This window comes from Kitasatospora sp. GAS204B, assembly GCF_029892155.1.
In the GTDB taxonomy this organism is placed as follows: Bacteria; Actinomycetota; Actinomycetes; order Streptomycetales; family Streptomycetaceae; genus Kitasatospora.
Window position 1 is genome coordinate 1 of the sequence record NZ_JARZAG010000057.1, and the last position, 13573, is coordinate 13573.

General features: G+C 71.5%; 11 protein-coding genes and 5 tRNA genes. 4 read left to right on the forward strand and 12 right to left on the reverse strand.

Annotated features, from left to right (window positions below; genetic code table 11):
- Window positions 1-166 precede the first annotated feature (166 nt).
- The 4 genes from P3T41_RS36415 to leuC form a co-directional block, all read right to left on the reverse strand.
- Window positions 167-823 (reverse strand): HU family DNA-binding protein, encoded by a 657-nt coding sequence (locus P3T41_RS36415; RefSeq protein WP_280694955.1) that lies wholly within the window; start codon window positions 821-823, stop codon window positions 167-169.
- Window positions 824-956: 133 nt separating this feature from the next.
- Window positions 957-1145 (reverse strand): hypothetical protein, encoded by a 189-nt coding sequence (locus tag P3T41_RS36420; RefSeq protein ID WP_280694963.1) that lies wholly within the window; start codon window positions 1143-1145, stop codon window positions 957-959.
- 349 nt (window positions 1146-1494) lie between these two features.
- A complete protein-coding gene (gene leuD, locus P3T41_RS36425; RefSeq protein ID WP_280694956.1) occupies window positions 1495-2091 on the reverse strand; it encodes a 3-isopropylmalate dehydratase small subunit in 597 nt (198 codons plus the stop codon).
- Window positions 2092-2096: 5 nt separating this feature from the next.
- Window positions 2097-3533 (reverse strand): 3-isopropylmalate dehydratase large subunit, encoded by a 1437-nt coding sequence (gene leuC / locus P3T41_RS36430; protein WP_280694957.1) that lies wholly within the window; start codon window positions 3531-3533, stop codon window positions 2097-2099.
- A 153-nt stretch (window positions 3534-3686) separates the two neighbouring features.
- Here leuC and P3T41_RS36435 point away from each other — a divergent pair, with 153 nt between their 5' ends.
- Entirely contained in the window at window positions 3687-4400 is a 714-nt protein-coding gene (locus P3T41_RS36435) for an IclR family transcriptional regulator (protein ID WP_035845980.1), read from the forward strand.
- Window positions 4401-4589: 189 nt separating this feature from the next.
- Here the strand turns inward: P3T41_RS36435 and P3T41_RS36440 are convergent.
- From P3T41_RS36440 to P3T41_RS36475, 8 genes are all read right to left on the reverse strand, one after another.
- Window positions 4590-4664, reverse strand: a tRNA-Gln gene (locus P3T41_RS36440).
- 45 nt (window positions 4665-4709) lie between these two features.
- A tRNA-Glu gene (locus P3T41_RS36445) sits at window positions 4710-4785 on the reverse strand.
- Between the two features lie 66 nt (window positions 4786-4851).
- Window positions 4852-4927 (reverse strand) — tRNA-Glu (locus tag P3T41_RS36450).
- 29 nt (window positions 4928-4956) lie between these two features.
- Window positions 4957-5029 (reverse strand) — tRNA-Glu (locus tag P3T41_RS36455).
- Window positions 5030-5067: 38 nt separating this feature from the next.
- Window positions 5068-5139, reverse strand: a tRNA-Gln gene (locus tag P3T41_RS36460).
- Between the two features lie 215 nt (window positions 5140-5354).
- Window positions 5355-6890, reverse strand: a complete 1536-nt coding sequence (gltX, locus tag P3T41_RS36465) for a glutamate--tRNA ligase (RefSeq protein ID WP_280694958.1) — start codon at window positions 6888-6890, stop codon at window positions 5355-5357.
- The gene (locus P3T41_RS36470; protein WP_280694959.1) at window positions 6883-7683 is read right to left on the reverse strand and encodes a fumarylacetoacetate hydrolase family protein; all 801 of its coding nucleotides are present in this window, start codon (window positions 7681-7683) and stop codon (window positions 6883-6885) included. The genes gltX and P3T41_RS36470 overlap by 8 nt, the downstream gene beginning before the upstream one ends.
- Before the next feature lie 176 nt (window positions 7684-7859).
- A complete protein-coding gene (locus P3T41_RS36475) occupies window positions 7860-8081 on the reverse strand; it encodes a hypothetical protein (RefSeq protein WP_280694960.1) in 222 nt (73 codons plus the stop codon).
- A 685-nt stretch (window positions 8082-8766) separates the two neighbouring features.
- Between P3T41_RS36475 and P3T41_RS36480 the strand changes: the two genes are divergently transcribed.
- The 3 genes from P3T41_RS36480 (at window position 8767) to P3T41_RS36490 (ending at window position 13526) form a co-directional block, all read left to right on the forward strand.
- The gene (locus P3T41_RS36480; RefSeq protein ID WP_280694961.1) at window positions 8767-12576 is read left to right on the forward strand and encodes a nitrate- and nitrite sensing domain-containing protein; all 3810 of its coding nucleotides are present in this window, start codon (window positions 8767-8769) and stop codon (window positions 12574-12576) included.
- A 10-nt stretch (window positions 12577-12586) separates the two neighbouring features.
- Window positions 12587-13000 carry a roadblock/LC7 domain-containing protein gene (locus tag P3T41_RS36485; RefSeq protein ID WP_035797811.1) on the forward strand — a complete coding sequence of 138 codons (414 nt, stop codon included), beginning with the start codon at window positions 12587-12589 and terminating at the stop codon, window positions 12998-13000.
- Between the two features lie 100 nt (window positions 13001-13100).
- Window positions 13101-13526 (forward strand): DUF742 domain-containing protein, encoded by a 426-nt coding sequence (locus P3T41_RS36490; RefSeq protein WP_280694962.1) that lies wholly within the window; start codon window positions 13101-13103, stop codon window positions 13524-13526.
- Window positions 13527-13573: the final 47 nt, after the last annotated feature.

A 13573-nucleotide genomic window follows, 5' to 3' on the forward strand; every position in this document is an offset into this window, starting at 1 on the left:
CGCCCCCTACTACACGACGCCAACACCCCGACCCCCCCCCCCCCCCGCGCGCGCCCCCCCCCCCCCCCCCGCGGCCCCCCCCCCCCCGCGGCTGTGCTTCGGTCCTGACGGACCGCCAGAAAGCCCACGGCCGGGGCCGGCTGAGGCCCGGGCCGCTCCGACGCGACTACTTCGCGGCGGTCTTGCGGGCCGTGGTCTTGCGGGTGGCGGTCTTCTTCGCCGGAGCGGTCTTCTTCGCCGCGGCCGTCTTCGCGGTAGCGGTCGCCTTCTTGGCGGTGGTGGTCTTCTTCGCCGCGGTCGTCTTGGCGGTGGTCGCCTTCTTGGCAGCCGTGGTGGTCTTCTTCGCCGCGGTCGTCTTGGCGGTGGTCGCCTTCTTGGCAGCCGTGGTGGCCTTCTTCGCCGCGGTCTTCTTGACCGGAGCAGCCTCGGCGGCAGCGGCGGACCGCTTGGTGGCGGCGCGCTTCACGGCGGCGGTGGTGCCGCTCTTGCCCGGGGTCAGCGAGCCCTTGGGGGCCTTCTTGACCGAGGGGCCGTCCTTCGGCAGCTTCTTGCTGCCGCTGACCAGGTCCTTGAAGCCCTGGCCGGGACGGAAGCGCGGCACCGAGGTCTTCTTGACCTTGACCCGCTCGCCGGTCTGCGGGTTACGGGCGAAGCGCGCGGAGCGCTCCACCTTCTCGAAGGTGCCGAACCCGGTGACCGAAACCCGGTCACCGGCCACAACGGCACGCACCATGGTGTCGAGCACTGCGTCGACGGCCTCTGCGGCAGCCTTGCGACCACCCAGCTGCTCGGCCACCGCTTCGACAAGCTGAGCCTTGTTCACGTCTTCCCCTTCAGAAACGGGCGCCGGATGATTCCATCCGTTCAATTCGCACGTTAGGCATCTATTTGCGGACTTTCAATTACCAAACGCGCGAATCACCCTAGTGTCGCAATGGATTTGCGCGTCTGCGACCTCAGCCGACGGGCGGGCGCCCCTCGTCGAGGTCCTGCACAAAGCGTGCCAACCGCCGTGCCGCCGCCGGGAGATCGCGCTTGGCGGTCTCGGTGACGATCAACAGTTGCCGGGTGAGAGCGGTCTTTGCTTCCGCGGACACGTGCAGCGCGTGGACGCGCGCGTGAGCCTGCTTCAACCGCTCTGCCACAAGCGCGTAGAGCGCCGCGACTTCCGGGTCGTCCGGTACCTCAGCGACCGAGGTCTCGTCGTCCGGCCGATCGTCAATTCGACTCTCGGCTTCCCGGGCCACGAACTCCGACGACGCGGGATCGCCGCCCGCGTACGGAGGTTCGTGGTGCCGGTGCATGCCTTGATTGTGCCATCCGTTCGGAGTTGCGACGCGTCGGCCCCGTCTTCCGGCAAATCCGGGGCGGTATCTTGCCCCGTCTCACACACTGTCAGGACGGAACTCCCCCCCGCGACGGGGGCGCGACGAACGATGGCCCGCCCCCCGGGAAGGGGGCGGGCCATCGGTTGCGCGGGGGTAATGCGGGCGCTCAGGAGACCGGCTGGGTGCGCGGCTTGAAGGTCGGCCGGGTCGTCTCGAAGGCGGCGATGTCATCAGCGTTCCGCAGCGTGATGCTGATGTCGTCCAGCCCGTTGAGCAGTCGCCAACGCGCGTTCTCGTCCAGCTCGAAGGAGGCCGTCACGCCCTCGGCGCGCACCTCGCGGGCCTCGAGGTCGACGGTGATCTCGGCGTTCGGATCGGCCTCGGTCAACGCCCAGAGCCGCTCCACCGTCTGCTGCGGCAGAACCACCGTGAGCAGCCCGTTCTTCAGCGAGTTGCCGCGGAAGATATCGGCGAACCGGGAGGAGATCACGGCCTGGAAGCCGTAGTTCTGCAGCGCCCAGACCGCGTGCTCGCGCGACGATCCGGTACCGAACTCAGGACCGGCCACCAGGACCGAGGCGCCGCGGCGCTCGGGCTGGTTGAGGATGAACGACTCGTCCTTGCGCCAGGCTTCGAAGAGTCCGTCCTCGAAACCCGAGCGGGTGACCTTCTTGAGCCAATGGGCGGGGATGATCTGGTCGGTGTCGACGTTGCTGCGGCGCAGCGGAACGGCGCGACCGGTGTGGGTGGTGAACTTCTCCATCGCGCTCAGACCTCCAGGGCGGCGGTGCCGGCGGCACGGTTGACAGTCAGGTCGGACGGAGCGGCCAGGTGGCCCAGCACCGCGGTGGCGGCGGCGACCTGAGGCGACACCAGGTGGGTGCGGCCCCCCTTGCCCTGGCGGCCCTCGAAGTTGCGGTTCGAGGTGGAGGCGCAGCGCTCGCCGGGGGCCAACTGGTCGGGGTTCATGCCCAGGCACATCGAGCAACCGGCGTGGCGCCATTCGGCGCCGGCGGCGGTGAAGACCTTGTCCAGGCCCTCCTCGACGGCCTGCAGCGCCACCCGGACCGAGCCGGGGACCACCAGCATCCGCACGCCCTCGGCGACCCGGCGGCCGTCCAGGATCGCGGCGGCGGCCCGCAGGTCCTCGATCCGGCCGTTGGTGCAGGAGCCGACGAAGACCGCGTCGACCGGTACCTCGCGCAGCGGGGTGCCGGCCGTCAGGCCCATGTACGCCAGCGCGTTCTCGGCGGCGGTGCGCTCCTGCGGGTCGGCGAACGAGGCCGGGTCCGGCACCGAGGCGCCGAGCGGCGCGCCCTGGCCCGGGTTGGTGCCCCAGGTGACGAACGGGGTCAGCTCGGTGGCGTCGATGAAGATCTCGGCGTCGAAGACCGCGTCCTCGTCGGTGGCCAGGGTCTGCCAGTACGCCACGGCGGCGTCCCAGTCCTCGCCCTGGGGGGCGTGCGGCCGGCCCTGCAGGTAGTCGAAGGTGGTGGCGTCGGGGGCGATCATGCCGGCCCGGGCGCCCGCCTCGATGGACATGTTGCAGACGGTCATCCGGGCTTCCATGGAGAGCGCGCGGATCGCCGAGCCGCGGTACTCCAGGACGTAGCCCTGGCCGCCGCCGGTGCCGATCCTGGTGATGATCGCCAGGATCAGGTCCTTGGCGGTCACGCCGTCCGGCAGCTCGCCCTCGACGGTGATCGCCATGGTCCTGAACGGGGCCAGCGGCAGCGTCTGGGTGGCCAGCACGTGCTCGACCTGGCTGGTGCCGATGCCGAACGCCAGCGCGCCGAAGGCGCCGTGGGTGGAGGTGTGGGAGTCGCCGCAGACCACGGTCATGCCCGGCTGGGTCAGTCCCAGCTGGGGGCCCACCACGTGGACGACGCCCTGCTCGACATCGCCCAGCGAGTGGATCCGGACCCCGAACTCGGCCGCGTTGCGGCGCAGCGTCTCCAACTGCACCTTGGAGACCGGGTCGGCGATGGGCTTGTCGATGTCCAGCGTCGGGGTGTTGTGGTCCTCGGTGGCGATCGTGAGATCGGTCCGGCGGACCGGGCGCCCGGCCAACCGCAGGCCGTCGAAGGCCTGCGGGCTGGTCACCTCGTGCAGCAGATGCAGGTCGATGTAGAGCAGGTCGGGCTCGCCCTCCGCGCGCCGCACCACGTGGTCGTTCCAGACCTTCTCTGCCAGTGTCCGTCCCATCGCGTTCCCTCCAGCCGGCCGCTCTGCCGGCCTGATCGTGTCGTTGGGGTGCCCGTTCCCGAGCGGTGTCCACCCGGGCTGCTCCATCCAGGGTGGACCGTTTCCAGCGAGATTGAACTTGCGTCTCGCCCACTGAGACTGCAGTATCGACGTATGGACAACACTAGCGGCGTCGGCGTTCTCGACAAGGCCGCTCTGGTGCTCAGCGCACTGGAGTCGGGCCCCGCCACGTTGGCGGGGCTGGTCGCCGCCACCGGTTTGGCGCGACCCACCGCCCACCGACTCGCCGTCGCACTCGAACACCACCGCCTGGTCACCAGGGACATGCAGGGCCGGTTCATCCTCGGCCCCCGACTCGCCGAACTCTCCGCCGCGGCGGGCGAGGACCGGCTGCTCGCCACCGCGGGCCCGGTCCTGACCCACCTGCGCGACGTCACCGGCGAGAGCGCACAGCTCTACCGCCGCCAGGGCGAGATGCGGATCTGCGTCGCCGCCGCCGAGCGGCTCTCCGGCCTGCGGGACACCGTCCCGGTCGGCAGCACCCTGCCGATGAAGGCCGGCTCGGCCGCCCAGGTCCTGCTCGCCTGGGAGGAGCCCGAGCGGCTGCACCGCGGCCTGCAGGGCGCCCGCTTCACCGCCACCGCGCTGAGCGGCGTCAGGCGCCGCGGCTGGGCCCAGTCGATCGGCGAGCGGGAGCCGGGCGTCGCGTCCGTCTCCGCGCCCGTCCGCGGCCCCTCCAACCGCGTGGTGGCCGCCGTCTCGGTCTCCGGGCCGATCGAGCGCCTGACCCGCCACCCGGGCCGGCTGCACGCCCAGGCCATCATCGAGGCCGCCAACCGGCTCACCGATGCCCTCCGCCGGGGCTGAACCCGCTCCCGCCGATAGCGAATACGGGCCGCACACCAGATCTGGTGTGCGGCCCGTATTCGCTATCGGCGGTGCTCGGAAGGCCCCGCCCGGAAAGCAGCGCCCGGAAAGCAGCACCGGAAAGCAGTGCCTGGAAAAGCGAAAAGCCCCCGGATCACCGGGGGCCCGCCTGCTATCGAACACTGCCACTGGCTGGGGTACCAGGACTCGAACCTAGACTAAATGAACCAGAATCACTCGTGCTGCCAATTACACCATACCCCAACAGCAATCAAGCCGATGGCTGCTTGGGCCACCGGCCGAACTGCTTGGTACCCCCGACCGGATTCGAACCGGCGCTACTGCCGTGAGAGGGCAGCGTGCTAGGCCGCTACACAACGGGGGCAAACTGGCGATCCTGCTTCGACGCCTCCGGGGAGTTGAGCATCCGGATGGTGCCTGATGAAGGATCTGGTACCCCCGACCGGATTCGAACCGGCGCTACTGCCGTGAGAGGGCAGCGTGCTAGGCCGCTACACAACGGGGGCTCCTGCTATGCGCTTCTATCTGCATTGCGTACCCCCGACCGGATTCGAACCGGCGCTACTGCCGTGAGAGGGCAGCGTGCTAGGCCGCTACACAACGGGGGCTTGCGGTACTGCTGAACCGCGGTGGTGCTCGTACTGCGCTGGGGTACCAGGACTCGAACCTAGACTAAATGAACCAGAATCACTCGTGCTGCCAATTACACCATACCCCATCAGAACGCAACCCCTTGACCAGGAGTCTTGCTCGATGATCGCGCCGTGGGCCGTGGGGTGGTTCTCGGTGAGGCTTCTGGTCCCTCGCCGTTGCCCTCCCGGGCGGCGCAGAAAGAACATTACCCGACGCGTGGCCCCGCTCCAAAATCGATAACCGCAGGCCCGGAGTCGGGCCTGGTCACAGCGGCTCGCCGTGACCAGGCCCGACGCGCCGTCAGGCGCTCGGCAGCGCGTCCAGCGCGGCCGTGAGGCGGCGCAGCGTCTCACGGCGGCCGAGCAGCTCCATCGACTCGAAGAGCGGCGGGGAGATCCGGCGACCGGTGACGGCCACCCGCAGCGGGGTGAAGGCGAACTTGGGCTTGATGCCCAGACCCTCCACCAGGGCCTCGCGCAGCGCGGCCTGGATCGGCTCGGGGCTGAACTCCCCGAGCTCCTCCAGGGCCTTGATGCTGGCCGCCAGGACCGGGCGGGCGTCGGCGGTCAGCGCCTTGGCCGCGTCGGCCGGGTCGACCGTGAACGCGCTCGGGTCGACGAAGAGGAAGCCGAGCATGTCGACCACCTCGGAGAGCACCACCATCCGCTCCTGGGTCAGCGGCGCGGCCTTGGCGAGCAGCTCCAGCTGGGCCGCGGTCGGCTCGGCCGGCAGCAGCTCGGCCCGCTGCAGGTAGGGCACCAGGCGGTGGGCGAAGTCCTCGGGCGAGAGCAGCCGCAGGTGGTCGGCGTTGATCGACTCGCACTTCTTCAGGTCGAAGCGGGCCGGGTTGGCGTTCACCTTGGCGATGTCGAAGGCCTCGACCATCTCCGCCATGGAGAACCGGTCCCGGTCCTCGGCCAGCGACCAGCCCAGCAGTGCCAGGTAGTTGAGCAGGCCCTCGGGCAGGAAGCCGCGCTCCCGGTAGAGGTTGAGGCTGGCCTGCGGGTCACGCTTGGAGAGCTTCTTGTTGCCCTCGCCCATGACGTACGGCAGGTGGCCGAAGCTCGGGGTCGCGCCGCTGCCCACGCCGATCTCCGCCAGCGCCGCGTACAGGGCGATCTGACGGGGCGTCGAGGAGAGCAGGTCCTCGCCGCGCAACACGTGGGTGATGCCCATCAGGGCGTCGTCCACCGGGTTGACCAGGGTGTAGAGCGGGGCGCCGTTGGCCCGCACGATGCCGTAGTCCGGCACGTCCTTGGGCTCGAAGCTGAGGGTGCCGCGCACCAGGTCCTCGAAGACGATGGTGTGGTCGGGCATCCTGAAGCGCAGGATCGGCTGCCGACCCTCGGCCCGGAAGATCGCCTTCTGCTCGTCGGTCAGCGTGCGGCACAGGCCGTCGTAGCCGGAGGGCAGGCCGGCCGCGCGGGCCGCCTCGCGGCGGGCGTCCAACTCCTCGGTGCTGCAGAAGCACTCGTAGGCGTGCCCGGCCTCGTGCAGCCGGCGGGCCACGTCGGCGTAGACGTCCATCCGCTGGGACTGCCGGTAGGGCGCGTGCGGGCCGCCGACCTCGGGGCCCTCGTCCCAGTCGAAGCCGAGCCAACGCATGGCGTCGAGCAGCTGGTTGTAGGAGTCCTCGGAGTCCCGGGCCGCGTCGGTGTCCTCGATCCGGAACACCATGGTGCCGCCGTGGTGGCGGGCGAACGCCCAGTTGAACAGGGCGGTGCGGACCAGCCCGACGTGCGGGTTGCCGGTCGGGGAGGGACAGAAGCGGACCCGGACGGACGGATCCTTGTCCGGGGTGGCCGGGGTCGCCCCCGGCGCGGTGGAGTTAGCCACGCTTGATCACCTTGTTGGTGAGAGTGCCGATGCCTTCGATGGAGACGGCGACCTGGTCGCCGACGTTCAGGGGTCCGACGCCCGCGGGGGTGCCGGTGAGGATGACGTCACCCGGGAGCAGCGTCATGGCCTCGGAGATGTGCGCGATCAACTCGGCGACGCCGCGGATCAGCTGGGAGGTCCGCCCGGCCTGGCGCAGCTCGCCGTTGACCGTGCAGGTGATCGCCAGGTCCGTCGGGTCCAACTCGGTCTCGATCCACGGCCCGAGCGGGCAGGAGGTGTCGAAGCCCTTGGCCCGGGCCCACTGGCCCTCGCGCTGCTGGACGTCGCGCGCGGTCACGTCGTTGGCGCAGGTGTAGCCGAAGACCACCTCGGGCACCCGGTCCACCGGGACCTCGCGGCACATCCGGCCGATCACCACGGCCAGTTCCGCCTCGTGCTGCACGTCGCTGGAGAACGGCGGGTAGGCGATCGACTCGGTGGGGCCGATCACCGCGGTGGAGGGCTTGAAGAAGGTCAGCGGGACCTCGGGCACCTGGTGGCCCAGCTCGGCGGCGTGCGCCGCGTAGTTGCGGCCGACCGCGACGATCTTGCTGGGCAGCATCGGGGTGAGCAGCCGGACCTGGTCGATCCGGTGACTCTCGCCGGTCAGTTGCGGGGTGCCGAAGGGGTGCCCGGCCATGGCGTGCACCACCAGCGACTCCGGTTGGGCGGTGTCGCCCTCGACCACACCGAAGGAGACGCCACCGGCGGCCGCTCCCCCTTCTCGGACAGAGAACCTGGCAATACGCACGGTTGGGCAACCTCTCGGGGTGCGGCGTCGATTCGGCTCCAGGCTATCGCCCGGACTACGGCCGAGGGCGCCGCCACCAGTGGTGACGGCGCCCTCGGGACTTCTCGCGCGGTCCGCGGCAGGAGCCGCGAGGCGCGAGAAGAAGAAGAAAGGGGCCGCGCTCAGACCGGTCGGTCTCAGCCCTGCTGCTGCACGGGGACGGTCATGAGCACGGTGCGGCGCGGGTTGGCGGTGCTGGTCGGGAGCTCCGCCTTGTACTCGATCGGCTCGAGCGAGGCGCGGGCACCGGGGAGCTGGCTGAAGTCCTCCAGCGACGCCAGGGTGGTCCGGCGCGGATTCGCCGTCGAACGGGCGACGAGCGTCGACTTGCTGGCCGACTTGACCGGGCTCTGGGACATCGGTTCTGCACCTTCTATTCAAGGAGGACTGGTGGTGGGACTAGCTGGGCCAGCGTAGGGACCTCATTCCACAGACGCCGTGACCAAAGCTACACATTGGCCTGTGAGTTTGCTCACAATTTTCCGACGAACGCTCTCAAATTGGATATTTCACCCAAGAAGTAAATTCCGGCATAGCCGAACTAACCGGCATAGCGGACAGCCTGCCGGGCGGCTCGATCCGAACGGCCGGCGGTCAACTGTCCGAAAACAGCCGTATTAGCGGCTTCCGTCACACCCACCGTGAGACCCCGCGCGCGCTCGGTAGCCCCGTCCCAGCCGCCACCCCGCCCCTTGTTGGAGTTCCCGCGCTGTGCTGGAATGCCACGAACCGCCGGAGGTGAACCTCCTTGACACTGCGAGCGCCGCGAACCGCGATCCACCGACCGCCCCTCGGGCCCGGCGCAGTGCACAGGAGCTACCCACGGCGGCACGCGTGCATTCCCGGATCAGCCGGGTCTGCCGAAATCGAAACTCGACACCGCCCCGGCCGTGGCAACGCGGCGGGGCGCCCGGTCCAGAGGTTGCGACGCCAGTGCAGGGACGTTTCAAAAGGGGTAGCGGCGCCGCGGCCGGCCAGCCGGAATCGCCCGAGCCCCTGGGTGCCCCCCAGCAGTCGGAGCCGGACGCCATCCCGGGCGACCGGTTGACCAGCGGCGAGCCCGAGGTCGAGGACCTCGACGACAGCGGCGAGGAGCACGCGGGCGGGCGGGCCCGGCTGCGCGGCTCGCTGACCCGCCGCCGATCCGCCACCGGCTTCGGCCGGATCCGGATGCGCAACTGGCGCATCCGGACCCGCCTGATCGCCCTGCTGCTGCTCCCCGTGGTGGTCGCGCTGGTCTTCGGCGGCCTGCGCATCCAGACCGCGGCACAGAGCTCGCAGCAGCTGGCCCAGATGAGCAACCTGAGCGACCTGGCGGTCAAGGCGACCGCGCTGGCGGACGCCCTGCAGACCGAGCGCGACGTCAGCGCCGGTCCGCTCACCCAGAACCCGAGCCAGCAGAACTCCCAGGTCACCGCGGCGCGCAGCACCACCGACGCGGCCACCAAGGCGTACAACGCGCGTGCCGACAGCTTCGACGGCATGGACCTGTCCGGCGGCAACTCGCTGCTGATGCAGGTCCGTACCGACATGGAGCTGCTCGCCACCACGCGCAACACCGCCTACAGCAACATCGACAACGTCGAAGCGACGATCACCGGTTACGACACGATCATCAAGGATCTGCTGTCGATCAGCCAGGACATCGCGCTCGCCTCCTCCAACCCCGACCTGGTCAAGGCCACCCGCGCGCTGGAGCAGTTCTCCGAGGAGAAGGAGAGCAGCTCCGAGCAGCGCGCCCTGATCAGCGCCGCGCTGGCCCGCCAGCCCGCCGACATGTCCCCCTCGGACCAGAGCTTCGGCCTGCGTCTGCGCACCGCGTACTCCAACGCGGTCTCCAACTTCAACGCGATCTACGGCATCACCCCGGCCCTCAAGCTGCGCGCCCGCCAGACCTACAACACCAACATCCAGCTGGCCGACCGCTACGCCGGCCAGGTGCTGGGCAACAACGGCATCCAGCAGGCCGACCCGCGCACCTACGAGGACTGGTACGAGCAGGCCAGCGTCCGGATCGACACCGACCGCGCGATCGAGAGCCAGCTGCTCGAGGAGCTCAAGGGCGAGGCCCAGTCGCTGCAGGCGCAGGCCGACAACGACGTGATCCTCAACGGCGTGGTGGTCGCGCTGGTGCTGCTGGTCGCCGTGCTCGGTGCCGCCCTGATGGCCCGCTCGATGGTGCGCGGACTGACCAAGCTGCAGAACGCGGCCGAGGACGTCGCCGAGCGGCGGCTGCCCGAACTGGTCAAGACGCTCTCCGAGACCGACCCGCACGATGTGGACGTCACGGTGGAGCCGGTCGGCGTCAACTCGACCGACGAGATCGGTCACGTGGCGCACGCCTTCGACATGGTGCACAGCGAGGCGGTCCGGCTGGCCGCCGAGCAGGCCCTGCTCCGCGGCAACATCAACTCGATGTTCACCAACCTCTCGCGGCGCAGCCAGGGTCTGATCCAGCGTCAGCTCTCGCTGATCTCCGAGCTGGAGAGCCGCGAGGCCGATCCCGACCAGCTGGCCAGCCTCTTCAAGCTGGACCACCTGGCGACCCGCATGCGCCGCAACGGCGAGAACCTGCTGGTGCTCGCCGGTGAGGACCCCGGCCGCCGGTGGACCAGGCCCGTGCCGCTGGTCGACGTGCTGCGCGCCGCCGCCTCCGAGGTGGAGCAGTACGAGCGCATCGAACTCGCCACCGTCCCGTCCGCCGAGGTGGCGGGCCGGGTGGTCAACGACCTCGTCCACCTGCTCGCCGAGCTGCTGGAGAACGCGACCTCGTTCTCCAGCCCGCAGACCAGGGTCCGGGTCACCGGCCACGCGCTGCCGGACGGCCGGGTGCTGATCGAGATCCACGACACCGGCATCGGCCTCTCCCCCGACGACCTGGCCGAGATCAACGAGCGGCTGGCGAACCCGCCGACGGTGGACGTGTCGGTCTCCCGCCGGATGGGCCTCTTCGTGGTCGGTCGCCTCTCGCTGCGTCACGGCATCCGGATCCAGCTGCGTCCCAGCGACTCCGGCGGCACCACGGCGCTGGTCATGCTCCCGATCGACGTCACCAACTCCGCGGACCGGCGCGCCGCGCGCCCCGGCGCCGGCCAGGGCCAGGGTCAGGCCCAGGGCTCCGGCCAGGGCCAGCCGGGTCGGGGCCAGCGCGGGGTCGCTCCGACGCCGCGCCAGCAGCGGACGCTGCCCGGTGGCCCGGCCCCGGCGCTCGGCCAGGGTGGCGGCCCCGCCGGCGCTCCCGGCGGCCGGCCGCAGCTCGGCCAGGGCCCGCAGGGTCCCGGCCAGGGCGGTGCGCCGACGGCTCCCGCGGGCGGCGGCCTGCCGACCCGCGCGGTCGGCCAGTCGCTGCGCGAGAGTGCGCCGGCCGGTCAGCAGCCCCCGCAGCAGGGCGGCACCCGGCGACCGGGCGCGCCCGCGGGCGGCCCCGGGCTGCCGCGACGCGGCGCCCAGAACCCGCAGGACCCGGCGGGCCGGCCGGCGCCGCAGGGCGCCGCGGCCGGCGGTGCGCCCGGTGGTACGCCCGGGCGCGGCGAGCAGCCGCAGCACGGTCGGGCCGACGGTCCGGCGCAGGGCAGCGGCGTGCGCGGCGATGTCGGTCCGAACGGGCGTCCGGGTGCCCTGCCGCAGCGGCGGCCCGGCCAGCCTCAGCCGGCCCAGGGCCAGCCGATGCCGGGCCAGGGTCAGCCGATGCCGGGCCAGGGTCAGGGTCAGAGTCAGGGTCAGCCGATGCCGGGTCGGCCTGGTCCGGCCGGCCAGCCCGGTCAGGCGGGCCAGCAGGGCCGGCCGCGCCAGGCGCCAGCGGGCCGTCCGGCCGCGCGCCCCGGCCAGCCGATGGCCCGGCCGCAGGCGCCGGTCGGCGACCCGCAGGGTCAGCCCACCGCGCAGCAGCCGGTGATCAGCCAGGGCAAGCCCGAACCGGCCCCGGTCGAGAGCGCCGCGCCGTTCGCCCGGCCGGCCTTCGAGGCCAGCCAGATCGACCCGCGCGACCCGCTGGGCCTCGGCCTGGTCGAGCCGGTGCTGCCGAGCGTGGCCAACCCCGCGCCGCGCCAAGCCGGTTACCAGCCGCAGCAGCAGCTGAGCCAGCCGCCGGCGCCGTATCAGGGCGCGGCCCAGCAGCAGCCGATGGCACTGCCGCCGCGCCGCTCGCCCGAGCACGGCGCGACAGCCGGCGACGGCCGTGGCGAGGAGCAGGGCTTCCGCAACGGCGGCGCCAACCGGATGGCCTCGGTCCAGGTGAACGAGCAGCAGCAGGGCCGGCAGCAGCCGTACCAGCCGCAGCGCCCCGGCACCACGGCGCCCGGGTTCGACGAGCAGCAGGCCGCGCAGCAGGGCCGGGAACAGGGACAGGGCCAGGGTCGGACGCCGTTCGGCGGTCCCGGCCAGGGCCCGGGTCAGGGCGACGCACCGTGGCGCCCGTCCGCCAACGACGAGCGCTGGCGCCGCGCCGAGCAGGTGCGCGAGCCCTCCTCGGACGGGGTCACCCTCTCCGGGCTGCCCCGCCGCACCCCGCAGGCGAACCTGGTCTCCGGCACCGCCGAGGCGGCGCCGCTGACCGGTCCGCAGGTCTCCCGGGCACCGGAGGAGGTCCGCGGCCGGCTGACCAACCTGCGCCGTGGCATCCAGCAGGGCCGGCGTGCCGGCGCCGAGGCGACCCAGGGCATCCCGGTCCAGAACCTGCCGGGCTCGCAGGGCGGCGGTCAGGGAATGCCGGGCCAGGGCCAGCAGTTCGACGGTTCCGGGCGCCCCGCCGGTGCCGACCCGACACAGGGCGACTACCGTTCTGCCGCGCCGGACCCGTTCGGCGCGGGCGGCCGCGGCGGCTACGGCTTCGGCACCGAGAACCAGGAGCGTTGAGTTGAGTCAGATGAGTCAGGCCGCACAGAACCTGAACTGGCTGATCACCAATTTCGTGGACAACACCCCTGGGGTGTCGCACACGGTGGTGGTCTCCGCCGACGGGCTCCTGCTCGCCATGTCCGAGGGCTTTCCCCGCGACCGCGCCGACCAGCTCGCCGCCGTCGCCTCCGGCCTCACCTCGCTGACCTCCGGCGCCAGCCGGATCTTCGAGGGCGGCGACGTCAACCAGACCGTCGTCGAGATGGAACGAGGCTTCCTCTTCCTGATGGCCGTCAGCGACGGCTCCTCCCTCGCCGTCCTCGCCTCCCCCGACTCCGACATCGGCCTGGTCGGCTACGAGATGGCCCTGCTCGTCGACCGCGCCGGCGCCGTCCTCACCCCCGCCCTGCGCGCCGAACTCCAGGGCAGCCTCCTGCACTGAGCGGGACTCACGTCACCCTCCGCCGGGCCCGGTAGCCACCGGACCCGGCGCCTTACCCCACAGCTGACGCAATATCAGCCGCAGCGCAAGGAGGATCCGCATGACCCCGCCCCCGACACCGGCCGGCTCGTACGGCAACGGGTACGGCTCCGGCTACGGCGACCAGAACAACGGCGGCTACGAGCAGCAGCCGCTGGTTCGCCCGTACGCGATGACCGGTGGTCGTACCCGGCCCCGCTACCAGCTGGCCATCGAGGCCCTGATCTCGACCACCGGCAACGCGGCCCGCACCAGCGGCCTGCTGCCCGAGCACCAGCGGATCGTCCAGCTGTGCCAGGAGGTCAAGTCGGTGGCCGAGATCTCGGCCCTGGCCCAGGTGCCGCTCGGGGTGGCCCGGATCCTCGTGGCCGACCTCGCCGAGGCCGGCCTGGTCGCCATCCACCAGCCCGCCGCCGCCGGTGAGTCGGGCGGAACGCCGGACGTCACGCTGCTCGAAAGGGTCCTCAGTGGACTTCGCAAGCTCTAGCCCCGCGGCCGCCACCCGCGCCACCACCTCCGCGAAGATCGTCGTCG

Coding starts and splice junctions, on each gene's coding strand:
- P3T41_RS36485 (WP_035797811.1), top strand. CDS start 12,587: ATGAGTCAGGCCGCACAGAACCTGAACTGGCTGATCACCAATTTCGTG.
- P3T41_RS36475 (WP_280694960.1), bottom strand. CDS start 8,081: ATGTCCCAGAGCCCGGTCAAGTCGGCCAGCAAGTCGACGCTCGTCGCC.
- leuC (WP_280694957.1), bottom strand. CDS start 3,533: ATGGGACGGACACTGGCAGAGAAGGTCTGGAACGACCACGTGGTGCGG.
- leuD (WP_280694956.1), bottom strand. CDS start 2,091: ATGGAGAAGTTCACCACCCACACCGGTCGCGCCGTTCCGCTGCGCCGC.
- P3T41_RS36435 (WP_035845980.1), top strand. CDS start 3,687: ATGGACAACACTAGCGGCGTCGGCGTTCTCGACAAGGCCGCTCTGGTG.
- P3T41_RS36490 (WP_280694962.1), top strand. CDS start 13,101: ATGACCCCGCCCCCGACACCGGCCGGCTCGTACGGCAACGGGTACGGC.